Consider the following 24604-nt stretch of genomic DNA (forward strand, 5'->3'; position numbering starts at 1 on the left):
CCGGTCGGCCAAAAACCTCGAGTCCTTCAGGTCCTCCGGGTCCGGCGGGGTCACCGCGACCCCGCCGGCACCGCCGAGGACACCCCGCCGGAGGCGACAGCGCGTCATGCCCCTCACCCTCGCCTCTCTCGTCCACCACTCGGCGCTCAAGCTCGTGGTCCTCGCCGGCGGCGGCCACCTGGACGCCACCGTGCGCTGGGTGCACACCAGCGAGCTGGACGACCCGGGACCGTACCTCGAAGGCGGCGAGCTGCTGCTCACCACCGGTCTCAAGCTGGCCGTCGACGACCCGCAGAGCCTGCGCGCCTACGTGCGGCGACTGGCGGACGCCGGTGTGGTCGGGCTCGGCTTCGGCGTCGGCGTGGGGCACGACGCGGTGCCGCCGGCGCTGGTGGACGCCGCGGCGGAGCTGGATCTGCCGCTGCTGGAAGTGCCGCGCCGCACGCCGTTCATCGCGATCAGCAAGGCCGTGTCGGCGGCGGTCGCCGCCGATCAGTACCAGGCCGTCACCGCGGGATTCGAGGCCCAGCGCGATCTGACCCGGGCGGCCCTCGCCCCGGACGGCACCTCCGCGCTGCTCGGCCGGCTCGCGCACCACCTCAACGGCTGGGCCGCGCTCTACGACGCCTCCGGGGCGGTGCTCGCCGCCGCTCCGGAGTGGGCGGGCCGCCGCGCCGCCCGGCTGGCCGGTGAGATCGACCGGCTGCGGGACCGGCCGGCACCCGCCAGCGCGGCCGTGGCGGGTCCCGCGGGCACCGAGGACCGGGTCGAGCTGCAGTCGCTGGGCACCGCCCGCCGGGCGCGCGGCTACCTCGCCGTCGGTACCGAGGAGCGACTCGACACCTCCGCCCGCTATGTCGTGCACGCCGCCGTCGCCCTGCTCACCCTCTCCCTGGAGCAGTCGAGGGCGATGCAGGACACCGAGCAGCGGCTCGCCGCGGCCGTGCTGCGGATGCTGCTGACGGGGGAGAGCGAGCACGCCCGTACCGTCGCGGGCCGGCTCTACGGCGACCTGCTGAGCGGGCAGGCGCGGCTGCTCGTCGTGGAGCCCGCCGAACCCCCCGCCAAGGCCAAGGCGACCGGAGCCGCCCAGCCCACCGGACCCGCCAAAGCGGCCGCCACCTCCAAACCGGCCGCCCGGACCGGCCGCCCGGTGGCACCCCTGGACTCGGTGGCGCTGCTGGCCGAGCGTGCCGAGGCAGCCGGCGCCCGGTCGGGCGAGCCGGTCATCGCCGTACGCGAGGGCCCCCGGCTGATGGTGCTCGCCGCCGAGGACTCGGCGGTCCTCAAGGCGTGCACCGACTTCGCGGAGAATGACGACACGGTGGCCGCCGGGCTGTCCGCCGCGGTCCCGGTGGCGGAGCTGCCGGACGCGTACCGGCAGGCCGAACGGGCGCTGGCCGTCGCGCTGCGCCGTGGCCGCAACCTCGTCGAGCACGGCGAGGTCGGTGCAGGATCGGTTCTTCCGCTGCTGGGCGACGACGCGGTCCGGGCGTTCGCCGAGGGGTTGCTGCGCCCGCTGCGCGAGCACGACCTGACCAGCCGCGGCGACCTCGTCGCCTCCCTCCAGGCCTGGCTGTCCCGACACGGCCAGTGGGACGCGGCCGCCTCCGACCTCGGCGTCCACCGGCACACCCTGCGCTACCGGCTGCGCCGGGTGGAGGAGATCCTCGGCCGCTCGCTGGACGACCCGGACGTCCGGATGGAGCTGTGGCTGGCGATGAAGGCCCTGCCGCCCGGCGAGTGACACAACGGAGTACCCGGCGCGAGCGGCACTCCGCAGTGGACAAACGCCGGCACGCCCACCCCGGCCTACCGTGGACGTACGTGATCGTTCACCACTCCATCGGAAGGGCCGGGCCGCTGTGAGCACCCCCACCGCATTCTGGCTCGCCGGCCGCAAGGCGACCGGCGAGGACAGCTTCGACGTCACCAACTCGTGGGACGGCCGTGTCGTCGGCACGGTCAGCGTTCCCACCGAGGCCCAGGTCGAAGAGGCCGTCGCGGCCGCCGAGGCCGTACAGGCCGAGTTCGCCGCGACCCCGGCCCACGTGCGGTCCGCCGCGCTCGACCTCGTCGCCAAGCGGCTCGCGGAGCGCACCGAGGAGATCGCCCGGCTGATCACCGCCGAGAACGGCAAGCCGATCAAGTGGGCGCGCGGCGAGGTCGGCCGGGCCGTGTCGGTGTTCCGCTGGGCCGCGGAGGAGGCCCGCCGCTTCAACAGCGGTGAGGCGCAGCGCCTGGACACCGATGCCGGCGGCGTCGGGCGTCTGGCGCTCACCCGGCGCTTCCCGAAGGGCGCGGTGCTGGGCATCGCCCCCTTCAACTTCCCGCTGAACCTCGTTGCCCACAAGGTCGCCCCGGCGATCGCGGTCGGTGCGCCGATCATCCTCAAGCCCGCCCCGGCGACCCCGCTGTCGGCGCTCGTGCTGGGCGAGATCCTCGCCGAGACCGGGCTGCCGGCCGGCTCCTGGAGCGTCCTTCCGGTCCCCAACGACCGGATGCCGGCCCTGGTGCAGGACAAGCGGCTGCCGGTGATCTCCTTCACCGGTTCCGACAAGGTCGGCTACCAGATCATGGACTCGGTGCCGCGCAAGCACACCACCCTCGAGCTGGGCGGCAACGCGGCGGCCGTGGTGCTCGCCGACTGGTCCTCCGAGGCGGATCTGGAGTGGGCGGCCACCCGGATCGCCACCTTCGCCAACTACCAGGGCGGCCAGTCCTGCATCTCGGTGCAGCGGGTGATCGCCGACGCGTCGGTCTTCGACGTGCTCGCCGAGAAGGTCGTCGCCAAGGTCGCGGCCCAGGTCACCGGTGACCCGTCCGACGACGCCACCGACGTGGGCCCGCTGGTTGACGAGAACGCCGCCAAGCGCGTCGAGTGCTGGGTCGACGACGCCGTCGCCAAGGGCGCCAAGCTGCTCACCGGCGGCACCCGCGAGGGCGCCTCGTACGCCCCGACGGTGCTCACCGAGATCCCCGCGGACGCGATCCTCGCCACCGCCGAGGTCTTCGGCCCGGTGCTGTCGCTGCAGAAGGTCGACGGCGCGGACGAGGCGTTCGCCGCCGTCAACGACTCGAACTACGGCCTGCAGACCGGGGTCTTCACCCACGACCTGCAGACCGCCTTCCGGGCCCACCGCGAGCTGGAGGTCGGCGGCGTGATCATCGGCGACGCGCCGTCGTACCGCGCCGACCAGATGCCGTACGGCGGTGTGAAGGACTCCGGTGTCGGCCGTGAGGGCGTCTCGTATGCGATGGCCGACTACACCTACGAGCGGGTCCTCGTCCTGACCGGCCTCGACCTCTGAGCCGGAACGCCTGAGCCCGGGCCCCCTGAGCCCGGACGCTTGAGCCCGGGCCCCAGGGGCCCGGGCCTCCCGGACCGACGGACCACCCTCCGCCGGCCGGGGCGCATGTGCGGTGCGCCCCGGCCGGTTTTTTCCTGCCCGGACGGGCCCCGCGACCGGTCCGGTAAAGGATCTCCGATCAGGAAGCCAGCGGGACGACCATCACCGGCGGTCCCGACGGCGTCCGCGAACCGCCGGCCGGTTCGACCGTCACCCCGACCGCGTCGGAGCCGCTCGGGCCGCCCGCCAGGATCTGGGTGCCGTCGGTGCGGCCCGGCGCGACGAGGCCGGCCGGGACCATCGAGCCGTTCTGGCTGTACCAGAGCTGGTAGACCCGGGACGCGGCCAGCGGAGGCAGGTCGTGGTAGACGAACGCCGCCCGTCCGAGCCGCTGCGAGGCGACCACGGTGGCCCCGCCGCCGCCCTGCATCGAGCCGGTCCGCAGCGTCGCGTCGGGCGCGGCCATCAGCGTCTCCAGGTCGGAGGCGCGCTGCTCGGCCTGGACGCTCCCGTCCCGTGCCCGGTCGGCGTCCTGTTGGGCCTGGACGGCCCAGACGCCGGTGCCGACGGCGAGCGCCAGACAGGCCGCGGCTGCCAGCTCCGGCAGCCGTTGGCGCCAGCGCGGGCCGCGCAGCGGCACCACGACGGGTTCGGCGACCAGCGGCGGCAACTGCCGCACCTCGGGCAGCGCCCACATGACGCGCTCCCGCAGCCCCGGCGGCGGCACCTGGGCCACCGCGAAGGCCAGCCGGGTCGCGGTCTCCCGCAGCTCGCGCACCTCCTGCGCGCAGGCGGGGCACTCGGCGAGATGCCGGGTGAACTCGTCCGCCTCCGCGGGCGAGAGTGCGTCCAGCGCGTAGGCGCCGGTCAGTGTGTGCAGATCGGCGGAGTCGGTCACGACGTCACCCCCAAGCAGTCCCGCAGGCGAATGAGCCCGTCCCGCAGACGGGTCTTGACGGTGCCGAGCGCTGTTCCCAGCACGTCGGCGGTCTCCCGGTAGGTGTAGCCCCGGTAGTAGGCCAGGTTCACCGACTCGCGCTGGAGTTCGGTCAACTGCTCCAGGCAGCGGCGCACCTGTTCCCGCTCCAGCTGCCGTTCGACCTGCTCGGACACGACGTCGAAGTCGGGTGTGTGGTCGCGGACCGCGGCCCGCTGCTCCCGGTCGGACGAGGCCTGTGCCGAGCGGACCCGGTCGACCGCCCGGCGGTGGGCCAGCGTCATGATCCAGGCCATGGCGCTGCCCCGGCCGGGGTCGAAGCGGGACGCGCTGCGCCACACCTCGATCAGGACCTCCTGGGTGACCTCCTCCGACTGTGCCGGATCGCGCACCACGCGGTGGGCCAGGCCGAGCACGGAGCCGGCGACGGCCGTGTAGACGCCGTTGAACGCCTCCTTGTCCCCCCTGGAGACCCGTTCGAGAAGGGTCTCCAGGCTTCCGGGGCCCGGCGCCATGGGTCCGTTGTCGCGGGCTACCGCGTGCATGCGCACCTCCGAGCAGTGGTCGTCACACCACTGGTTCGTCGCCGGGCCCCGGGCGGATTGGTCGTTCGGGGTAGGAGATCCGATCAGGAGACCGGCGGCATCAGTACGGTGTCGACGATGTAGACGTTGGCGTTGGCGGTCTTGACGTTGCCGCAGACCACGTTAGCGGTGTCGTTGACCTTGTAGGACTCGCCGGAGCCCTTGGTCGAGAGGGACTGCTTCTCCAGCGTCGGGAACGTGCCGCTGGAGAGCTGGTTCGGGGTGAGCGGCTGGCCCACGACGTGGTAGGTCAGGATCTTGGTGAGCGTCGCCTTGTCGTTGAGCACCTTGTCCAGGTCGGCCTTCGGGATCTTGGCGAAGGCGTCGTTGGTCGGCGCGAAGACCGTGATGTTCGACGCGCTGTTGAGGGTGTCGACGAGTCCGGCCTTCGTCACCGCGGTCACCAGGGTGGACAGCGCCGGGTTGTGCGAGGCGGCGGTGGCCACCGGGTCCTTGGCCATGCCGTCGAAGCTGCCCGCTCCGTCCTTCGGCACCCCGGCGCAGGCCGGGCCGAAGGGTGCGGACGCGTTCGTCGTGTCGCCGGCGGCGGAGGAGGGCGCGGCGGGCGGGGCTGCGGCCGTGGTGTTCGCGGAGTTGCTCTTGTCGCTGTCGCTGCCGGAACAGGCGGACGCGGTGACGGCGAGCACGGCCGCGGCGGCCGAGACGAGGGCGACACGACGGATGCGGTTGGTGGTGTACATGACATGTCTCCTGATGTGGATTCCCGGTGGACCGGGTTGATGGGGTGGAAAGTGTGGGGACGTGGTGCGCGGAGCTCACTCCACGGTGACCACCACGGAGTGCCAGCCCGTCGAGCCGTCGGGCACGGTGCCCTGGCGCTTTTCGGTCTGGGTCGAGCCGGTGCGGTCCGTCGCGCGGACCTCGATGCGGTGCGAACCGGGTTTGGCGTCCCAGAGGTAGGACCATTGGCGCCAGGTGTCGGCGGTGTCCTCCGTGGCGGGCCTCGCGGCCAGCCACTCACCGCCGTCTATCCGCACCTCGACCCTGTCGACACCCTTGTGCTGGGCCCACGCGACGCCCGCGACGGGCACGGTGCCCGCCTTCAGCGAGGCGAAGGGCCGGGGGGTGTCGATCCGGGACGACGTCTTGATGGGAGCCTGCGGGGACCAGCTGCGCCGGACCCAGTAGGCGTCGTAGTCGGCGAAGGTGGTCAGTTCCAGGTCGGTCAGCCACTTGCAGGCCGACACATACCCGTACAGGCCGGGGACGAGCATCCGGACGGGAAAGCCGTGGGTGAAGGGCAGCGGCACGCCGTTCATCCCGACCGCGAGCATCGCGTCGCGGCCGTCGAGGACCGTCTCGACCGGACTGCCCAGCGTCATCCCGTCCACCGAGCGGGCCACCAGCTGATCGGCGGGACCGCCGGCGGACGGCGGCTTGACGCCGGCCTCCTTCAGGAGGTCGGCCAGCCGCACCCCGATCCACCGCGCGTTGCCGACGTACGGGCCGCCGACCTCGTTGGACACACAGGTCAACGTGATGTCGCGCTCGATCAGCGGGCGCCGCAGCAGGTCCTGATAGGTGAGCTCCAACGGCTTGGTGACGCCCTTGCCGTGGATCCGCAGCCGCCAGCTGTCGGCGTTCACCTGGGGGACGGTGAGCGCGGTGTCCACCCGGTAGAAGGACGCGTTGGGCGTCGTGAAGGGCATCATCCCGGGGATCCGCAGATCGGCGCCCGCGGGCACCCGCCCCGCCGCCGACAGCGGGGCGGGCAGTTTCACGGCGTCCCGGGAAGCGACGGCCGCCGCGTCGGTGGAGTTCAGCCTCCGCCCGACGGTGCCGCCGATGGCGGAGAACGCGGCCGCCGCGGACGCGGCGATCAGGAACCCGCGCCGGTCGAAGGCGCCGGCCGGCTCCCCGGGGGCCCCGGCATCGCCGGGGGCCGGTGAGCCCTTCCCGCGGATCCGGCCGGCCAGCAGCCACAGCACCGCCGCCCCGGCGACCGCGCCGACGAGCGAGGGGAACGCGTCCGTCCACACACCGACCGGCCGCCGGACCGCCGCCACCGCGCCGACCGCGCCGAAGACCGCCACGCCGATGACGCCCGCCACACGGTGGCGGACGGCGACGACGCCGACGACCGCCGCGAAGAGCGCCAGCGCGGCGACGATGCCCAACTGCAGCACCAGCTTGTCCGAGGTGCCGAAGTGCCGGATCGCCCAGTCCTTCACCTCGACCGGAGTAGCGTCGATCGCCGTTCCGCCGATCGCCGTCACCGGCGACGCCTGCGGTCCGACGGCCACAGCCACCAGCTCGGCGACGGCCAGCGAGACGGCTGCCGCCAGTTCTCCGCTGACCGCGCCGAGCAGCAGCTCGCCCATCCGATTCCTTGTCACAGGGGGCATTCGGAGCGGGTCCCGAGCCGGATTGGTCCTTCACCCGATCGAATGAGCCGACCGGGCCGTACGCCCGGCCCTTGCGCCTCGGGGGGTGGTGGAGGCCCGGGATATGGGGTAGATACGGGCAAGTAGCACCGATCGGTAACTCGGTGGCCCCGGTTGCTCGGCAGCGCGGGTTCCCTGGTCCCCGACCGCGCCCGTACATCCCTACTCCGCGGCGAGGTGAGCCCTCTTGACCGCACCATCCGCACACAAGGTTTCCGAGCGCGAGGCCCGGCAGGTGGCCGAGGCCGCCCGCGAACAGGACTGGCGGAAGCCCAGCTTCGCCAAGGAGCTGTTCCTGGGCCGCTTCAGGCTCGATCTGATCCATCCACATCCCCAGCCGGCGCCCGACGACGTCCAGCGCGGCGAGGAGTTTCTCGCCAAGCTCCAGGACTTCTGCGAGACGAAGATCGACGGGGCGCTGATCGAACGCGAGGCGCGGATCCCCGACGAGATCATCAACGGGCTCAAGGAGCTCGGTGCCCTCGGTATGAAGATCGACACGAAGTACGGCGGCCTGGGCCTGACGCAGGTGTACTACAACAAGGCCCTCGCGCTCGTGGGCTCCGCCAACGCCGCGATCGGCGCGCTGCTCTCCGCGCACCAGTCCATCGGCGTTCCGCAGCCGCTCAAGATGTTCGGCACCGCGGAGCAGAAGGAGACCTTCCTCCCGCGCTGCGCCCGCACCGACATCAGCGCCTTCCTCCTTACCGAGCCCGACGTCGGCTCCGACCCGGCCCGGCTGGCGACCAGCGCGGTGCCCACCGAGGATGGCTCCGCGTACGTCCTGGACGGCGTCAAGCTGTGGACGACCAACGGCGTCGTCGCCGACCTGCTGGTCGTCATGGCCCGGGTCCCGAAGTCGGAGGGGCACAAGGGCGGCATCACGGCCTTCGTCGTCGAAGCCGCCTCCGAGGGCGTCACGGTCGAACACCGCAACGCGTTCATGGGGCTGCGCGGCCTGGAGAACGGCGTCACCCGGTTCCACCGGGTCACCGTCCCGGCGGGCAACCGCATCGGGCCCGAGGGCGCCGGCCTGAAGATCGCCCTGACCACGCTGAACACCGGCCGGCTGTCGCTGCCCGCGATGTGCGTCGGCGCCGGAAAGTGGTGCCTGAAGATCGCCCGCGAGTGGTCCCTGGAGCGGGAGCAGTGGGGCAAGTCCATCGCCAAGCACGAGGCCGTCGGCTCGAAGATCGCCTTCATCGCGGCGACCACCTTCGCCCTGGAGGCGGTCGTGGACCTGTCCTCGCAGATGGCCGACGAGGACCGCAACGACATCCGCATCGAGGCCGCCCTCGCCAAGCTCTACGGCAGCGAGATGGGCTGCCTGATGGCCGACGAACTGGTGCAGATCCGCGGCGGCCGCGGCTTCGAGACCGCCGCGTCCCTCGCCGCCCGCGGCGAGCGCGCCGTCCCCGCCGAGCAGGTGCTGCGCGATCTGCGCATCAACCGCATCTTCGAGGGGTCGACGGAGATCATGCACCTGCTGATCGCCCGTGAGGCGGTCGACGCGCACCTGTCCGTCGCGGGCGACCTCATCGACCCGGAGAAGACCCTCGGCGACAAGGCGAAGGCCGGCGCGAAGGCCGGCGGCTTCTACGCCCGCTGGCTCCCCAAGCTCGTCGCCGGGCCCGGCCAACTGCCCACGGCGTACTCCGAGTTCCACCCCGACGGCTATCCGGACCTGGCCGCCCACCTGCGGTACACCGAGCGCAGCGCGCGCAAGCTCGCCCGCTCGACGTTCCTGGCCATGGCGCGCTGGCAGGGCCGCATGGAGACGAAACAGGGCTTCCTCGGCCGCATCGTCGACATCGGGGCGGAGCTCTTCGCGATGAGCGCCGCCTGCGTACGCGCCGAGATGCTGCGCTCGTCGGGTACGGAGGGCCGGGCCGCCTACCAGCTCGCCGACGCCTTCTGCCGGCAGTCCCGGATCCGTGTCGAGGAGCTCTTCACCCGCCTGTGGTCGAACACCGACGACCTGGACCGCAAGGTCGTCGACGGGGTGCTCGGCGGCGCCTACACGTGGCTGGAGGCGGGCATCGTCGACCTCAGCGGCGACGGCGCGTGGATCGCCGACGCCACCCCCGGCCCCGCCACGACCGACAACGTCCACCGCCCCATCCGCTGACCCGGGCCGCACACCGGCCCGCCCGCCCGCTCCGCCGCCGGGTCCGCTCGGACCCCGCACCCGCATCCCCTGTCGGAACCGACAGGGGATGCGGCCACAATGGGGGGATGACGGACTCCCTCGCAGACCCGCATCACCGCGAATTCGCGGCCGCAGCCGAGACCGAAGGACCCCGGGACATCGTGATCCTCGGTTCCACCGGATCGATCGGCACCCAGGCCATCGACGTGGTGCTGCGCAACCCCGACCGCTTCCGCGTGGTGGCGCTGTCCGCCGCCGGCGGCCGGATCGAGTTGCTCGCCGAGCAGGCCCACCAGCTGCGGGTACGGACCGTGGCCGTGGCGGACGAGGCCGCCGTCGAGGCGCTGCGGCAGGCGCTCGGCCGGCACTTCGGCCCCGGCGAGGCGCTGCCGGAGATCTGGTCGGGTCCCGACGCCGCGACCCGGCTCGCCGCGAGCGAGTGCCACTCGGTGCTCAACGGCATCACGGGCTCCATCGGGCTGCGCCCGACGCTGGCGGCCCTGGAGGCCGACCGGGTGCTGATCCTCGCCAACAAGGAGTCGCTGATCGTCGGCGGCCCGCTGGTGAAGGCGCTCGCGAAGCCCGGTCAGATCATTCCGGTGGACTCCGAGCACTCCGCGCTCTTCCAGGCGCTGATGGGCGGCAGCCGCGAGGAGGTCCGCAAGCTGATCGTCACCGCCTCCGGCGGCCCGTTCCGCGGCCGCACCAAGGAGGAGCTCGCCGGCGTCACCCCCAAGGACGCGCTCGCGCACCCGACCTGGGCCATGGGGCCGGTCATCACGATCAACTCCGCGACCCTGGTCAACAAGGGTCTGGAGGTCATCGAGGCGCATCTGCTCTACGACATCCCCTTCGACCGGATCGAGGTCGTGGTCCACCCGCAGTCGTACATCCACTCGATGGTGGAGTTCGCCGACGGCTCGACGCTGGCCCAGGCGAGCCCGCCCGACATGCGGATGCCCATCGCCCTCGGCCTCGGCTGGCCCCGGCGGGTCCCGGACGCCGCACCCGCGTTCGACTGGTCGACGGCGTCGACGTGGGAATTCTTCCCGCTGGACGACAACGCGTTCCCAGCGGTGGCATTGGCGCGACATGTGGGTAGCCTCGGGGGCACCGCACCCGCGGTGTTCAACGCGGCCAACGAGGAATGCGTCGAAGCCTTCCTCGCCGGCCGGCTGCCCTTCACGGGGATCGTGGACACCGTCGCCCGGGTGGTCGAGGAACACGGCCACCCGGATCCGGGAACTCGACTGACCGTCGAGGACGTCCTTGAGGCGGAGGCGTGGGCACGGGCCCGCGCGAGGGAACTGGCTACGGAGGCTGCACGGGTATGACGGCACTCATGTGGGGCGTCGGGATCGTCATCTTCCTCGTCGGCCTGCTCTTCTCCATCGCCTGGCACGAGCTCGGCCACCTCTCCACCGCCAAGCTCTTCAAGATCCGCGTGCCGCAGTACATGGTCGGCTTCGGCCCGACCATCTGGTCACGGCACAAGGGCGAGACCGAGTACGGCTTCAAGGCCATCCCGCTCGGCGGCTACATCCGCATGATCGGCATGTTCCCGCCCGGCGCGGACGGCAAGGTCACCGCACGGTCCACCTCACCGTGGCGCAGCATGATAGAAGACGCCCGTTCGGCCGCGTACGAGGAGCTGCGGCCGGGCGACGAGACGCGGATGTTCTACACGCGCAAGCCGTGGAAGCGCGTCATCGTGATGTTCGCCGGGCCGTTCATGAACCTGATCCTGGCCGTCGTGCTCTTCGCGGTCTCGCTGATGGGCTTCGGCCAGCTGAAGGCGACCACCACCGTCAGCAGCGTCGGCGAGTGCGTGGTCGAGGCCTCCGCCAAGACCGACGTCTGCCCGAAGGGGGCCAAGCCGCCGCCCGCCAAGACGGCGGGCCTGCTGGCCGGCGACCGGATCGTCTCGTTCAACGGGGTCCAGGTCACCAAGTGGGACCAGCTGTCGGACCGGATCCGCGACACGATCGGCCCGGCCACCATCGTGGTCGACCGCGGCGGGAAGAACCTCACCCTGCACGCGAACCTCGTCGAGAACACCGTCGTCCAGCGGGACGGCGACGGCAACTACGTGCGCGACAAGTACGTGAAGGCCGGATTCCTCGGCTTCTCCCCGGACAGCCAGGTGCAGACGCTCTCGCTGTCGGAGTCCGCGGACACCATGGTCACCATGACCAAGCGCAGCATCGAGGGCATCGGTGACATCCCGTCGAAGATCCCGGCGCTGTGGGGCTCGGCCTTCCAGGGCAAGGAGCGCACCCCGGACCAGCCCGTCGGGATGTACGGAGTGGCGCGGATCAGCGGCGAGATCTTCTCGTCCGACATCCCCGCGACGCAGGCGCTGGCCTTCTTCATCACGCTGCTCGCCGGGGTGAACCTGTCGCTCTTCCTGTTCAACATGCTGCCCCTGCTCCCGCTCGACGGCGGTCACATCGCCGGCGCGCTCTGGGAGTCCGTGCGCCGCAGGGTGGCCAAGCTGACCCGGCGCCCGGACCCCGGCCCCTTCGACGTGGCCAAGCTGATGCCGGTCGCCTACGTCGTCGCGGGCATCTTCATCTGCTTCACGGCCCTGGTGCTCGTGGCCGACGTCGTCAATCCGGTGACGCTTTCCTGACGAATGCGGGAGTCGTGGGCGGGGTGCCGTAACCTCGGTGATCGGAGCCCGCCCACGCCGGGACCTTGTTCCACAGCCTTGGGGATGCCAAGAACATGACCGCGATTTCGCTCGGAATGCCCGACGTTCCGATCAAGCTCGCCGAACGCCGCCACAGCCGCAAGATCCAGGTCGGGTCGGTCGCGGTGGGCGGCGACGCGCCGGTTTCGGTCCAGTCCATGACGACGACGGTGACGGCGGACATCGGGGCGACGCTCCAGCAGATCGCCGAGCTCACCGCTTCCGGCTGCCAGATCGTCCGGGTGGCCTGCCCGACGCAGGACGACGCGGACGCGCTCGCCACCATCGCCAAGAAGTCGCAGATCCCGGTGATCGCCGACATCCACTTCCAGCCGAAGTACGTCTTCGCGGCGCTCGACGCCGGCTGCGCGGCCGTCCGCGTCAACCCCGGCAACATCAAGCAGTTCGACGACAAGGTCAAGGAGATCGCGAAGGCGGCGGCCTCGGTCGGCACCCCGATCCGGATCGGCGTCAACGCGGGCTCGCTGGACCGCCGGCTGATGGAGAAGTACGGCAAGGCCACCCCCGAGGCGCTGGTGGAGTCCGCGCTGTGGGAGTGCTCGCTGTTCGAGGAGCACGGCTTCCGCGACATCAAGATCTCGGTCAAGCACAACGACCCGGTCGTGATGGTCAACGCCTACCGGCTGCTGGCGAGCAAGTGCGACTACCCGCTGCACCTGGGTGTCACGGAGGCAGGTCCCGCCTTCCAGGGCACCATCAAGTCCGCCGTCGCCTTCGGGGCGCTGCTCTCCGAGGGCATCGGCGACACGATCCGGGTCTCGCTCTCCGCCCCGCCGGTCGAGGAGATCAAGGTCGGCATCCAGATCCTGGAGTCGCTCAACCTGCGCCAGCGCCGCCTGGAGATCGTCTCCTGCCCGTCCTGCGGCCGCGCCCAGGTCGACGTCTACAAGCTCGCCGACCAGGTCTCCGCCGGCCTGGAGGGCATGGAGGTCCCGCTCAGGGTCGCCGTCATGGGCTGCGTCGTGAACGGCCCCGGTGAGGCCCGCGAGGCCGACCTCGGTGTCGCGTCCGGCAACGGCAAGGGCCAGATCTTCGTCAAGGGCGAGGTCATCAAGACCGTCCCGGAGTCGAAGATCGTGGAGACCCTGATCGAAGAGGCAATGAAGATCGCCGAGCAGATGGAGGCGGACGGCATCGCCTCCGGCGAGCCCTCGGTCAACGTGAGCTGACCGGAGAACGCCCCCGAGGCCACCTCCGCGAAACCCGCCGCCGCGGGGTAAAGTGCGAAGATCTACCCCCGGTCACGCAGACCGGGGGTACCCCCGCCCCCCGCGGCCTGTAGGTGAGGCGCACACGTGCTGACGACGACGACCGCGAAGGTCCTGGAGGCCGGCGAACTCGACGCCGCCCTCGAAGTGCTCGACCGCGACCCCGTGTCCAACGCGTTCGTCGCCTCCCGTGTGAACGTCGCGGGCCTGGACCCCTGGCGCCTGGGCGGCGAGATGTGGGGCTGGTACTCCGGCGGCCGGCTCACCTCCCTCTGCTACGCGGGCGCCAACCTGGTGCCCATCTGCGCGGGCCCCGAAGCCGTCCGCGCCTTCGCCGAGCGGGCCCGCCGGGCGGGCCGCCGCTGCTCGTCGATCGTCGGTCCCGCCGAGCCCACCACCGAACTGTGGTCGCTGCTCGAACCCAGCTGGGGCCCCGCCCGCGAGATCCGCGGCCGCCAGCCGCTGATGACCACCCGGGCGCTGCCCGCGGACATCGCACCGGACCCCCTCGTACGCCGTGTCCGGCGCGACGAGATGGACGTGATCATGCCGGCGTGCGTGTCCATGTTCACCGAGGAGGTCGGCGTCTCCCCGCTCGCGGGGGACGGCGGGCTGCTCTACCAGGCACGGGTCGCCGAACTCGTCACCGCGGGCCGGTCCTTCGCCCGCATCGAGAACGGCCGGGTGGTCTTCAAGGCCGAGATCGGCGCCGTCACCCGGCACGCCTGCCAGATCCAGGGCGTCTGGGTGGCGCCGGAGTACCGCGGGCAGGGCCTGTCGGAGGCCGGTATGACCGCTGTGCTGCACTACGCGCTGCGGGACGTGGCCCCGGTCGCGAGCCTGTACGTCAACGACTTCAACGCCCCCGCCCGTGCCTCCTACCGCCGGGTGGGATTCACCGAGGTCGGCGCCTTCATGAGCGTGCTGTTCTGACGTAATGTCGCGTCCCATGGAAGATGTCGTGGTCGGCCGTCTCGACCTCGGGCAACGGGTCGACGAGGCCCTCGCCGTACAGGCCCTCGCCTTCGGTCTCGACGCCGACGAGATCGCCATCCGCCGCCAGATCGTCGTGCGGCACCTCAGCTGCCCCGGCGCCCGCTCGCTGGGCGCGACCACCCAGGACGGCCGGCTCGTCGGCTTCGTCTACGGCATGCCCAACGACCGGGCGCACTGGTGGTCCACCGTCGTCCAGCCGTACATGCGCCAACGCGGCACCGAGCAGTGGCTCGACGGCTCCTTCGTCATCACGGAACTGCACGTGCTGCCGGCCTTCCAGGGCCTGGGCATCGGACGGCAGCTGATCACCACCATCACCGACACGGCCATCGAGCCGCGCAGCATCCTCTCCGCGATCGACGTCGAGAGCCCCGCCCGCCACCTCTACCGGGCGCTGGGCTACCAGGACCTGGCCCGCCCCGTGCACTTCCCCAGCGCGACGAGCCCGTACGCGGTGATGGGCGCGCCCCTGCCACTGCGCCGCCCGGACCGCCCCCGGGGCCCGGCATAACGCGTTTCCCCGCCGGCGGCCGGGCTGGATATCCTCGCGGGAATCCCTGTCGAGCCCCTGGAGAGCCACCATGGTCCTGCGCATGTCCCGTCTGATGCTCAAGACGCTGCGCGACGACCCGGCCGACGCCGAGACGTCCAGCCACAAGCTGCTGGTCCGCGCCGGTTTCGTACGCCGCTCGTCGGCGGGCGTCTGGATCTGGCTGCCGCTCGGCAAGCGGGTCCTGGAGAACGTCTCGCGCGTCGTCCGCGAGGAGATGGACGCCATCGGCGGCCAGGAGGTGCTGCTGCCGGCCCTGCTGCCGCGCGAGCACTACGAGACGACCGGCCGCGCGGGCGAGTACGGCGACCTGCTCTTCCAGCTCAAGGACCGCAAGGGCGCGGACTACGTCCTCGGCCCGACCCACGAGGAGATCTTCACCCAGGTGGTGAAGGACCAGTGCACGTCCTACAAGGACCTGCCGGTGATCCTCTACCAGATCCAGACGAAGTACCGGGACGAGGCCCGCCCGCGCTCCGGCGTGCTGCGCGGCCGCGAGTTCCAGATGAAGGACTCGTACTCCTTCGACACCACGGACGAGGGGCTGGCCGAGGCGTACCGGGCGCACCGCGACGCGTACATCCGCATCTTCACCCGGCTCGGCTTCGACTACCGGATCGTCTCGGCGGTATCCGGGGCGATGGGCGGTTCCGCCTCCGAGGAGTTCCTCGCCCCCGCCGAGGCCGGCGAGGACACCTTCGTGGACTGCCCGGCCTGCGAGTACGCGGCGAACACCGAAGCCGTCACCACGGTCGTGGCTCCCGTCGAGGACGCGGAGCACGGCCCCGTCGAGGAGCTCGACACCCCCGACACCCCGACCATCGAGACCCTCGCCGCGCACCTGGGGGTCCCGGCGTCCGCGACGCTGAAGAACCTGCTGGTGAAGGTCGACGGCAAGATCACCGCCGTCGGTGTCCCCGGGGACCGCGAGGTCGACCTCGGCAAGCTCGGCGAGCACCTCGCCCCGGCCGTGGTCGAACTGGTCACCGCCGAGGACTTCGAGGGCCGTCCCGAGCTCGTCCGCGGCTATGTGGGACCGCAGGGCCTGACCGGCATCGAGTACCTCGCCGACCCGCGCATCGCCCGGGGCACCGCCTGGATCACCGGTGCCAACAAGCCCGGCAAGCACGCGCGCGACGTCGTCTGCGGCCGCGACTTCGAGGTCGACCGCTACCTCGACGTCGTCACCGTGCGGCCCGGCGACCCGTGCCCCCGCTGCGGCGCCGGGCTGCGGCTGGACCGCGCGATCGAGATCGGCCACATCTTCCAGCTCGGCCGCAAGTACGCCGACGCCTTCCAGCTCGACGTGCTCGGGCAGCAGGGCAAGCCGGTGCGCGTGACCATGGGCTCCTACGGCATCGGTGTCTCCCGGGCGGTCGCCGCGCTCGCCGAGCAGACCGCCGACGCCCAGGGCCTGTGCTGGCCCCGGGAGGTGGCCCCCGCCGACGTGCACCTGGTCGCGGCCGGCAAGGCCCTGCAGACCGAGCTGGCGCTCGAGGTCGCGGAGAAGCTGCACGCCGCGGGCGTCCGGGTCCTGCTCGACGACCGCGCCGGGGTGTCGCCGGGGGTCAAGTTCACCGACGCGGAGCTCATCGGCGTCCCGCAGATCCTCGTCGTCGGCCGCCGTGCGGCCGATGGCGTCGTGGAGCTGAAGGACCGCCGGACGGGCGAGCGGGTGGAGCTGACGGTCGACGAGGCGCTGGCCCGGCTGACCGTCTGACGACTACAGCCAGCTGGCGAACTCCAGGAGGAGTTCGCCGGCCGGCCGGTCGCCGACAGACAGCGACCAGACGCCCGCCTCGACGGCCCGGAAGTGACTCCAGCCGCGCAGCCGCTCGGGGTCCACGTCGAGTGCGGCGCCGAGCTTCGCGACCCGGCGGCGGGCGGCAGCCTGCGGGGCCGGGGGAGGCGGCCAGCGTCTCCAGCCGGTCCCGGACCAGCCAGGCCAGGTCGTACGCCCGGTCGCCGACCAGCGGCTTGGGGTCGATGGCCAGCCACGGGCTGCGCTCGGCGGCCAGGACGTTGCCGTGGTGGTAGTCACCGTGCAGCAGCACGTCCTCGACCGGAGTGGCCAGCAGCTGTTCGCGCAGCGCCAGCGTCTCGTCGATGAGCGGGCGCACCTCCGCCGCCCAGGGCTCCTCACGGCGCTCACGCAGGTGCCCGGCGAGAGCGGCGGTGTAGTCGGCGACCGAGGTGAACGGATGGCCCTCGGCGGGCGCCACCCACAGCCGCTGCAGGGTGGCCGTCGCTTCGAGCATCGCCTTCGGCTCCGGCAGGGAGCGCAGCGACACCTCGCCCTGCAGCCGCTCCAGCAGCATCGCGCCCTGGGCGGGCTCCGCGCGCAGCAGCCGGACCGCGCCGCGGCCGTCCCAGTGGGCGAGCGCGGCGTGCTCGTGCTCGGTCTCGGCGGTGACCATGCCCAGTTTGAGCACGGCCGGGGTTCCGTCCGTCGTCCGGACGAGCACGATCATGCTGATCTGGCCCCCGGGGGTGAACACCCGCTCCGGCCGCAGTTCCCACCGCTCCAGCGTCCCGGCCAGCCGGTCCGGCAGCGCCGCGAGCCACTCCCGGCCGGCGTCGCCCTCCCAGGCGCCGATCGTCCGGACCAGTCGGTCGGGCGGGTCCAGCGAAACGGTGCCGGGGCCGCCGGGCTGCGGTGCTGAAGCCATGGTCGTGCTGTCCCTCCGTGGATCCTTCGCGGGCGAGCCGTCCCCGCGCACGGAGATGCCTTCCCGTTCTGCCGTGCCGTACAGCCCGCGCACGGCCCTTTACGGGGCGGCAGTCACGGTGAGCTCCGCTCGGCCAACCCGGGGAAGGCTACGCTGCCGCCGCGCCACCGCACCGCACGCACCGCCGCCTCGCGCAGGGCGCCGGCCGCGTCGCGGCGCGCCTCCCCGGTGGCCGCGCGGACCAGGTCCCCGTACACGGCGGCGACCCGGTCCTCGATCACGGCTGCCAGCCGGACGGCCGCCGCGCTGTCGGTCACCGCAAACGGCAGCGCGTACCCGGCGTCCGCCGGCACCGGCTCCGCGCCCAGGTCCCGCACGGTGCGGCTCAGCGCGTCGCGGCGCGCGCGGTGCGAATCGTAGGCGGCGCGGGCGTCGGCGGCACGCGGGTTCGCGACCCGGGCGCCGATCACCCCATAGGCGTACACGGCCGCGTGTTCCGCGGCGAGCGCGGCCTGGACCGCTGCCGGCGTCTGCTGCGTCATCTCCTCAGCCCTTCGCCGTCAGTAGAACCACGTGCGCCGCCCCCGCGGCGGCCACCGAGGCGAGCAGCCGGGCCAGCTCGGGCGGTGCGTCGAGCAGCGCGGTCGCGCGGGCGTCCGCGAGCCGGCGTTCGGCGTCGGCGAGGGTGCCGAGGCTGGGCGGGACCGTGGTGACGGTCGTCCCGGCGGGGGGCCGGCTTCGCCGCGGGGGCGCCGAACGCCTGGGCGTGCCGGGCCACTTCGGCCCGCAGCGGTGCCAGCCGGGCGGTGAGCTCCGGGCGGGCCGCGATGAGGCCGTCGTAGCGTGCGAGGAGTGCGGTGCTGTCCGCCGCCGCCCGGGTCCGCAGCGCGGCTCCCGGCACGGGCGGCGGAGTGGGGCGCGGGGTGTCAGCCGCGGCCGGGGTCCCGCCGGAACAGCCGGTGGCGAGCCCGGCCAGCGCCGCCAGCCCGCCCGCGCCGACCACCAGCGGCACTCCGGCGGCCGAGGCCAGTACCGTCCGTCTGCCCGGTGTCGCTCTGCCTGTCACCGCGCCCCCTCCCCTGATCACCGACCAGAGCGTACCGGGCGGGCGGCGGGCCTGGGCTTCTGTCCACAGGGCCGGCAGGCCGCGGCGCCGGGGGCGGGCCACGCCGAATCGTCGTTCCGGTGTCGGAACAGATAGGCTTTGGGGCGACACGCGACCTTCCATACAACAGCACACACGCGGCCGAGGAGTCACCCGGGATGAGTACCACCCAGAGCGAGAGGCTGCGCGGACTGCTGGAGCCGCTCGTCGCCAAGACGGGTCTGGATCTGGAAGAGATCACTGTGACCGCGGCGGGCAGCCGGCGGCAGCTGATGGTCGTGGTGGACTCCGATGACGGTGTGCAGCTCGACGCGGTCGCCGAGCTGAGCCGCGAGATCGCCCAGGTGCTCGACGACACGGACGCGATGGGCCAGGGCGAGTACGTCCTGGAGGTCAGCTCCCCGGGCACCGACCGGCCGCTGACCACGCCGCGGCACTTCCGCCGCAACGAGGGCCGGCTGGTCAAGCTGACCCTGAACAACCACGAAGAGCTGATCGCGCGGATCATCGCGCTGGACGAGGCGGGCCTCGACCTGGAGGTCCCGGGCGTCAAGGGGCGCAAGCCCAAGCCGCGCCGGGTGGAGTTCGCGGAGATCGCGAAGGCCCGGGTGGAGATCGAGTTCAACCGTAAGAACAAGGACGACGACGTCGACGCAGCGGATACGGCCGACGCCGACACCGACAGCGACGAGAGCATTGAGGAGGCGTAGCCGTGGACATCGACATGAAGGCCCTGCGGGGTTTGGTGCAGGAGAGGCAGATTTCGTTCGACCTGCTGGTCGGGGCGATCGAGTCGGCGCTCCTCATCGCCTACCACCGGGAGCCGGGCAGCCATCGCCGGGCCCGGGTGGAGCTGGACAAGACGTCGGGACACGTGACGGTGTGGGCGAAGGAGGACGCGTCCGAGGTCGCCGAGGGCGCGGAGCCCCGCGAGTTCGACGACACGCCGTCCGGGTTCGGCCGGATCGCCGCCTCCACCGCCAAGCAGGTCATCCTGCAGCGGCTGCGGGACGCGGAGGACGACATCACGTTCGGCGAGTACGCCGGCCGTGAGGGGGACATCGTCTCCGGTGTGGTCCAGCAGGGTATGGACGCGAAGAACGTGCTGGTCGACATCGGCAAGATGGAAGCCATCCTGCCGGTGCAGGAGCAGGTGCCGGGCGAGGACTACAAGCACGGGGTACGGCTGCGCTCCTACGTCGTCCGCGTCGCCAAGGGCGTGCGCGGACCGTCGGTGACGCTGTCGCGCTCGCACCCCAACCTGGTGCGCGCCCTGTTCAAGATGGAGGTCCCGGAGATCGCGGACGGTTCGGTCGTCATCGAGGCGATCGCCCGCGAGGCCGGCCACCGGACGAAGATGGCGGTGCGCTCGACCCGCTCCGGGCTGAACGCCAAGGGCGCCTGCATCGGCCCGATGGGCTCCCGCGTGCGGGCGGTCATGGCGGAGCTGCAGGGCGAGAAGATCGACATCGTGGACTGGTCGGACGACCCGGCCGACATGGTGGCGAACGCGCTGTCACCGGCCCGGGTCTCCCGCGTCGAGGTCGTGGACCTGGCGGCCCGGTCCGCCCGGGTGACCGTGCCGGACTACCAGCTGTCGCTCGCCATCGGCAAGGAGGGGCAGAACGCCCGCCTCGCCGCCCGGCTGACCGGCTGGCGGATCGACATCCGTCCCGACATCGAGCCCGAGGGCGCCGACGACTCCGGCGAATCGGACGGAAAATCGGACGTTCCGCGGGCCTGAACGTCAACTCACGACTGACCGAACAACCGTGCGTCGACTAACCCGAAGGGGTGAGGTCGGCGCGGGGAGGTAGACTTAGCGGTGTCTGGCCGGACGCGTTCCCTTGCGTGCCCTGAGCGAACCTGTGTGGGTTGCCGGGAACGGGTGGCCAAGAACGATCTGCTGCGTGTGGCGGTGAGCGGTGACGCGTGCGTCCCCGATCCTCGCGGTACGCTGCCCGGTCGGGGTGCTCACTTGCACCCTGACCTGGTCTGTTTTGACCTGGCGGTTCGCCGCCGGGCCTTCTCCAGGGCCTTCAGGTCCAAGGAGGCGTTCGATACCGCGGAACTCCGCCGGTACGTCGAGCAGCACACCAAGCCCGTCGAAGTGGCGGCACCGTAAGTGAACGGCACGGGCACCCGTGCGGTCAGGTACCTCGCGAGTCGGAAGTAGGTCGAGATTGCGATGAGCACCACTCGATGAGTACGCGATGAGTACGAGCATGAAGTAGCGACGGTCCGGCGGACGATCACCCCGGACCTAAAAGGAGCGAAGTGGCTAAGGTCCGGGTATACGAACTCGCCAAGGAGTTCGGTGTTGAGAGCAAGGTCGTCATGGCCAAGCTCCAAGAACTTGGTGAATTCGTACGTTCGGCGTCCTCGACGATCGAGGCGCCGGTTGTTCGCAAGTTGACTGACGCTTTGCAGGGGCCCGGTGGCGGAAACGCCGCGAAGCCCGCTGCCAAGCCCGGCGCGCCCCGCAAGGCGACGCCTGCCAAGCCTGGCGCCCCCACCCCGGGTGCGCCGGCCCGTCCCGCTGCGCCGGCTCCCAAGCCGGCCGCGGACGCCCCCGTAACTCCGGCGGCTCCGGCCGCCACGGGCACCGGCTCCACGCCGTCCGGCCCCCGTCCGGGTCCGAAGCCGGCCCCGGTCAAGCCCGCCCCGGCGGCTCCGGTCCCGGTCGCGGAGTTCTCCGCCCCGGCTCCGGCCCAGCAGACGCAGCAGGCGCCCCAGGCGCCGGCGGCCTCCGCTCCGACGGCCCCGGCCTCCACCCCGCGTCCCGCGGGTGCCACTCCCGGTCCGCGTCCGGCACGTCCGGCCCCGGCACAGCGCGAAGAGCGCCGTGACGGCGGTCAGCGTGACGCCGCTCCGCGTGGCGACCGTCCGGCCCGTCCGGCCGGCCAGGGCGCGCCCGGTGGCGCTCCCCGTCCCGGTGGCGCCCGTCCGGCGGGTCCCCGTCCGGGCAACAACCCCTTCACCTCCGGTGGCTCCACCGGGATGCAGCGCCCCGGTGGCGCGCCGCGTCCGGGTGGTGGCGGCCAGGGTGCCCCCGGCGGCGAGCGTCCCGCTCGTCCGGCCGGCACGGGAGGTCCCGGTGGCGCCCCGCGTCCCGGCGGCACCCCCGCGTCCCGGTGGCGCCCCCGGCGGTCCCGGCCGTCCGGCTCCCGGTGGCATGCCCCGCCCGCAGAGCTCCGGCCCGCGCCCGAACCCGGGCATGATGCCGCAGCGTCCCGCCCCGTCCGGTGGTCCCGGCGGCCGCTCCGGCGGTCCCGGCGCCCGTCCCGGTGGCGGTCCCGGTGCCCGTCCCGGTGGCGGCAGCGGTGGTCCCGGTGCCCGTCCCGGTGGCGGCGGCGGTTTCGCCGGTCGTCCGGCCGGTCCCGGCGCGCGTCCCGGCGGCTTCGGTGGCCCGCGTCCCGGTGGTGCTCCCGGCGGTGGCGGCGGCTTCGGCCCCCGTCCCGGTGGCTTCGGCGGTCGCCCCGGCGGCCCCAACGCCCGTGGTGGCACGCAGGGTGCCTTCGGCCGTGGCCCGAACGGCCGTCCGGCCCGTGGGCGCAAGTCGAAGCGCCAGCGTCGCCAGGAGTACGAGAGCATGCAGGCCCCGTCCGTGGGCGGCGTGCTGCTGCCCCGCGGTAACGGTGCCGCCGTTCGCCTGCGTCGCGGCTCCTCGCTCACCGACTTCGCCGAGAAGATCAACGCCAACCCGGCGTCGCTCGTCCAGGTGATGTTGAACCTCGGCGAGATGGTCACGGCGACGCAGTCGGTCCCCGACGCGACGCTGCAGCTGCTCGCCGACGAGATGAACTACGTCCTGGAGATCGTCAGCCCGGAGGAGGAGGACCGCGAGCTGCTCGAGTCCTTCGACATCGAGTTCGGCGAGGACGAGGGCGGCGAGGAAGAGCTCGTCTCCCGTCCGCCGGTCGTGACCGTCATGGGTCACGTCGACCACGGTAAGACCCGCCTCCTCGACGCGATCCGCAAGACCAACGTGGTCGCGGGCGAGGCCGGTGGCATCACCCAGCACATCGGTGCCTACCAGGTCGCGGCCGAGGTCAACGGCGAAGAGCGCAAGATCACCTTCATTGACACCCCCGGTCACGAGGCGTTCACCGCCATGCGTGCCCGTGGTGCCAAGTCGACCGACATCGCGATCCTCGTGGTGGCGGCCAACGACGGTGTCATGCCGCAGACGATCGAAGCGTTGAACCACGCCAAGGCGGCCGGTGTGCCGATCGTGGTCGCGGTCAACAAGATCGACGTCGAAGGCGCCGACCCCGTCAAGGTGCGCGGTCAGCTGACCGAGTTCGGCCTCGTGGCCGAGGAGTACGGCGGCGACACCATGTTCGTCGACATCTCCGCCAAGCAGGGTCTGCACATCGACAGCCTGCTGGAGGCCGTGGTCCTCACCGCGGACGCCTCGCTCGACCTGCGGGCCAACCCGGAGCAGGACGCACAGGGCATCGCGATCGAGGCTCACCTCGACCGTGGCCGTGGCGCCGTGGCGACCGTGCTCGTGCAGCGCGGCACCCTGCGCATCGGCGACACCATGGTGGTCGGCGACGCGTACGGCCGAGTCCGCGCGATGCTCGACGACCGTGGCAACACGCTGGAAGAAGCGGGCCCCTCGACTCCGGTCATGGTGCTCGGTCTCACCAACGTGCCCGGCGCCGGCGACAACTTCCTCGTTGTCGACGACGACCGCACGGCCCGTCAGATCGCCGAGAAGCGTGCCGCTCGTGAGCGGAACGCGGCGTTTGCCCGCAAGGGTGTCCGGTTCTCCCTGGAGAACCTGGACGAGGCCCTGCAGGCCGGTCTGGTGCAGCAGCTCAACCTCATCATCAAGGGCGACGCGTCCGGTTCGGTCGAAGCGCTCGAGTCCTCGCTCATGCAGCTGGACGTCGGTGCCGAGGTCGACCTGCGCATCCTGCACCGCGGTGTGGGTGCGGTCACCGAGTCGGACATCAACCTGGCATCGGGTTCCGACGCCATCGTCATCGGCTTCAACGTGCGCGCCGAAGGCCGCGCCACGCAGCTGGCCGAGCGCGAGGGTGTCGACGTCCGGTACTACTCGGTGATCTACCAGGTCATCGATGAGATCGAGGCGGCCCTGAAGGGCATGCTCAAGCCGGAGTACGAGGAGGTCGAGCTCGGCACCGCCGAGATCCGCGACGTCTTCCGCTCCTCCAAGCTGGGCAACATCGCCGGTGTCCTCATCCGCTCGGGCGAGGTCAAGCGCAACACCAAGGCGCGACTGCTGCGCGATGGCAAGGTCATCGCGGAGAACCTCAACATCGAGGGTCTGCGCCGGTTCAAGGACGACGTCACCGAGATCCGGGAAGGCTACGAGGGCGGTATCAACCTCGGCAGCTACAACGACATCAAGGTCGACGACGTCATCGCGACGTACGAGATGCGCGAGAAGCCGCGCGGCTGATTGTCGTAGCTCACGACCGGGGCCGGTCGGCGGAGATATTCCGTCGATCGGCCCCGGCCGTTGCGGGTAACCTGGCGACTGTTCACCTCATGAACCGCACCTGTCACCAGGGGCGTAACGACGAGGCCCCCCAGGGCGGCTAGCCCTGTCGCCCATGTACGCAGGAACACTGTCCTTCGACCTCCTCCTCGGCGACGTACATTCGCTGAAGGAGAAGAGGTCCGTCGTCCGCCCGATCGTCGCCGAGCTGCACCGCAAGTTCGCGGTCAGCGTGGCGGAGACCGGCGAGCAGGACCTTCACCGCAGGGCCGAGATCGGCATCGCGGTCGTGTCCGGGGATCTCGGGCACATACAGGACGTACTCGACCGGTGCGAGCGATGGATGATCGCCCGGCCCGAGGTGGAACTGCTGTCGGCACGGCAGCGGATCCACGGCGACGACGACTGACCGATCGGCGGTCGGCCGGCGCCTGGAAGACCAGAGCAGTAACGAAGAAGGAGACG

The 24604-nt window shown here is 71.9% G+C and carries 19 protein-coding genes and 2 pseudogenes; 14 read left to right on the forward strand and 7 right to left on the reverse strand.

Translation table 11 applies throughout. The features are described from left to right. Positions 1-106 precede the first annotated feature (106 nt). Positions 107-1747, forward strand: coding sequence for a PucR family transcriptional regulator (locus M2266_RS26050; protein ID WP_277440368.1), 1641 nt, complete (start codon positions 107-109; stop codon positions 1745-1747). A 118-nt stretch (positions 1748-1865) separates the two neighbouring features. Beyond that, on the forward strand, positions 1866-3311 hold the full coding sequence (locus M2266_RS26055) for an aldehyde dehydrogenase family protein (protein ID WP_277440369.1): 1446 nt from the start codon (positions 1866-1868) through the stop codon (positions 3309-3311). Positions 3312-3489: 178 nt separating this feature from the next. Here M2266_RS26055 and M2266_RS26060 read toward each other — a convergent pair whose 3' ends face one another. From M2266_RS26060 to M2266_RS26075, 4 genes are all read right to left on the reverse strand, one after another. Further along, positions 3490-4248, reverse strand: a complete 759-nt coding sequence (locus M2266_RS26060; RefSeq protein WP_277440370.1) for an anti-sigma factor — start codon at positions 4246-4248, stop codon at positions 3490-3492. Then, the gene (locus M2266_RS26065; RefSeq protein ID WP_277440371.1) at positions 4245-4832 is read right to left on the reverse strand and encodes a sigma-70 family RNA polymerase sigma factor; all 588 of its coding nucleotides are present in this window, start codon (positions 4830-4832) and stop codon (positions 4245-4247) included. The genes M2266_RS26060 and M2266_RS26065 overlap by 4 nt, the downstream gene beginning before the upstream one ends. A gap of 83 nt (positions 4833-4915) precedes the next feature. Next, entirely contained in the window at positions 4916-5572 is a 657-nt protein-coding gene (locus M2266_RS26070; protein ID WP_277440372.1) for a fasciclin domain-containing protein, read from the reverse strand. Between the two features lie 75 nt (positions 5573-5647). Then, positions 5648-7213: a molybdopterin-dependent oxidoreductase gene (locus tag M2266_RS26075; RefSeq protein ID WP_277440373.1), complete on the reverse strand. Its 1566-nt coding sequence runs from the start codon at positions 7211-7213 to the stop codon at positions 5648-5650. Between the two features lie 250 nt (positions 7214-7463). Here M2266_RS26075 and M2266_RS26080 point away from each other — a divergent pair, with 250 nt between their 5' ends. The 7 genes from M2266_RS26080 (at position 7464) to M2266_RS26110 (ending at position 16612) form a co-directional block, all read left to right on the forward strand. Then, positions 7464-9404, forward strand: a complete 1941-nt coding sequence (locus M2266_RS26080) for an acyl-CoA dehydrogenase family protein (protein WP_277440374.1) — start codon at positions 7464-7466, stop codon at positions 9402-9404. 107 nt (positions 9405-9511) lie between these two features. Next, positions 9512-10759 carry a 1-deoxy-D-xylulose-5-phosphate reductoisomerase gene (gene dxr / locus M2266_RS26085; protein ID WP_277440375.1) on the forward strand — a complete coding sequence of 416 codons (1248 nt, stop codon included), beginning with the start codon at positions 9512-9514 and terminating at the stop codon, positions 10757-10759. Next, positions 10756-12057, forward strand: coding sequence for a site-2 protease family protein (locus M2266_RS26090; protein WP_277440376.1), 1302 nt, complete (start codon positions 10756-10758; stop codon positions 12055-12057). The genes dxr and M2266_RS26090 overlap by 4 nt, the downstream gene beginning before the upstream one ends. A 95-nt stretch (positions 12058-12152) precedes the next feature. Next, complete coding sequence (ispG, locus tag M2266_RS26095) at positions 12153-13307, forward strand: flavodoxin-dependent (E)-4-hydroxy-3-methylbut-2-enyl-diphosphate synthase (RefSeq protein ID WP_277440377.1); 1155 nt, start codon at positions 12153-12155, stop codon at positions 13305-13307. Between the two features lie 126 nt (positions 13308-13433). Continuing rightward, on the forward strand, positions 13434-14279 hold the full coding sequence (locus M2266_RS26100; protein ID WP_277440378.1) for a GNAT family N-acetyltransferase: 846 nt from the start codon (positions 13434-13436) through the stop codon (positions 14277-14279). A 16-nt stretch (positions 14280-14295) separates the two neighbouring features. Continuing rightward, positions 14296-14853, forward strand: a complete 558-nt coding sequence (locus tag M2266_RS26105) for a GNAT family N-acetyltransferase (RefSeq protein ID WP_277440379.1) — start codon at positions 14296-14298, stop codon at positions 14851-14853. A 70-nt stretch (positions 14854-14923) separates the two neighbouring features. Continuing rightward, positions 14924-16612, forward strand: coding sequence for a proline--tRNA ligase (locus M2266_RS26110; RefSeq protein ID WP_277440380.1), 1689 nt, complete (start codon positions 14924-14926; stop codon positions 16610-16612). Between the two features lie 3 nt (positions 16613-16615). Here M2266_RS26110 and M2266_RS26115 read toward each other — a convergent pair. The 3 genes and pseudogenes from M2266_RS26115 to M2266_RS26125 form a co-directional block, all read right to left on the reverse strand. After that, positions 16616-17561, reverse strand: a pseudogene (locus tag M2266_RS26115) (aminoglycoside phosphotransferase family protein). A 113-nt stretch (positions 17562-17674) separates the two neighbouring features. Then, a complete protein-coding gene (locus M2266_RS26120) occupies positions 17675-18103 on the reverse strand; it encodes a ferritin-like domain-containing protein (RefSeq protein ID WP_277440381.1) in 429 nt (142 codons plus the stop codon). Then, a complete protein-coding gene (locus tag M2266_RS26125; RefSeq protein ID WP_346780933.1) occupies positions 18100-18627 on the reverse strand; it encodes a hypothetical protein in 528 nt (175 codons plus the stop codon). Before M2266_RS26125 ends, M2266_RS26120 begins: the two co-directional genes overlap by 4 nt. Before the next feature lie 197 nt (positions 18628-18824). On the opposite strand from M2266_RS26125, the gene rimP reads away from it, so the two are divergent. The 5 genes and pseudogenes from rimP (at position 18825) to M2266_RS26150 (ending at position 24548) form a co-directional block, all read left to right on the forward strand. Beyond that, on the forward strand, positions 18825-19376 hold the full coding sequence (rimP, locus tag M2266_RS26130) for a ribosome maturation factor RimP (protein ID WP_277440382.1): 552 nt from the start codon (positions 18825-18827) through the stop codon (positions 19374-19376). A 2-nt stretch (positions 19377-19378) separates the two neighbouring features. After that, complete coding sequence (nusA, locus tag M2266_RS26135) at positions 19379-20410, forward strand: transcription termination factor NusA (RefSeq protein ID WP_277440383.1); 1032 nt, start codon at positions 19379-19381, stop codon at positions 20408-20410. Between the two features lie 81 nt (positions 20411-20491). Beyond that, positions 20492-20791 (forward strand): YlxR family protein, encoded by a 300-nt coding sequence (locus tag M2266_RS26140; RefSeq protein WP_277440384.1) that lies wholly within the window; start codon positions 20492-20494, stop codon positions 20789-20791. A gap of 152 nt (positions 20792-20943) precedes the next feature. Beyond that, positions 20944-24100, forward strand: a pseudogene (infB, locus tag M2266_RS26145) (translation initiation factor IF-2). A 154-nt stretch (positions 24101-24254) separates the two neighbouring features. After that, positions 24255-24548: a DUF503 domain-containing protein gene (locus M2266_RS26150; protein WP_277440385.1), complete on the forward strand. Its 294-nt coding sequence runs from the start codon at positions 24255-24257 to the stop codon at positions 24546-24548. The last annotated feature ends 56 nt before the right edge of the window (positions 24549-24604 follow it).

It is taken from the genome of Streptomyces sp. SPB162 (assembly GCF_029504575.1).
Lineage (GTDB): Bacteria > Actinomycetota > Actinomycetes > Streptomycetales > Streptomycetaceae > Actinacidiphila.

Coding starts and splice junctions, on each gene's coding strand:
- M2266_RS26150 (WP_277440385.1), top strand. CDS start 24,255: ATGTACGCAGGAACACTGTCCTTCGACCTCCTCCTCGGCGACGTACAT.
- M2266_RS26105 (WP_277440379.1), top strand. CDS start 14,296: ATGGAAGATGTCGTGGTCGGCCGTCTCGACCTCGGGCAACGGGTCGAC.
- M2266_RS26050 (WP_277440368.1), top strand. CDS start 107: ATGCCCCTCACCCTCGCCTCTCTCGTCCACCACTCGGCGCTCAAGCTC.
- M2266_RS26120 (WP_277440381.1), bottom strand. CDS start 18,103: ATGACGCAGCAGACGCCGGCAGCGGTCCAGGCCGCGCTCGCCGCGGAA.
- rimP (WP_277440382.1), top strand. CDS start 18,825: ATGAGTACCACCCAGAGCGAGAGGCTGCGCGGACTGCTGGAGCCGCTC.
- M2266_RS26065 (WP_277440371.1), bottom strand. CDS start 4,832: ATGCACGCGGTAGCCCGCGACAACGGACCCATGGCGCCGGGCCCCGGA.
- M2266_RS26110 (WP_277440380.1), top strand. CDS start 14,924: ATGGTCCTGCGCATGTCCCGTCTGATGCTCAAGACGCTGCGCGACGAC.
- M2266_RS26090 (WP_277440376.1), top strand. CDS start 10,756: ATGACGGCACTCATGTGGGGCGTCGGGATCGTCATCTTCCTCGTCGGC.
- M2266_RS26070 (WP_277440372.1), bottom strand. CDS start 5,572: ATGTACACCACCAACCGCATCCGTCGTGTCGCCCTCGTCTCGGCCGCC.
- M2266_RS26075 (WP_277440373.1), bottom strand. CDS start 7,213: ATGGGCGAGCTGCTGCTCGGCGCGGTCAGCGGAGAACTGGCGGCAGCC.
- ispG (WP_277440377.1), top strand. CDS start 12,153: ATGACCGCGATTTCGCTCGGAATGCCCGACGTTCCGATCAAGCTCGCC.
- dxr (WP_277440375.1), top strand. CDS start 9,512: ATGACGGACTCCCTCGCAGACCCGCATCACCGCGAATTCGCGGCCGCA.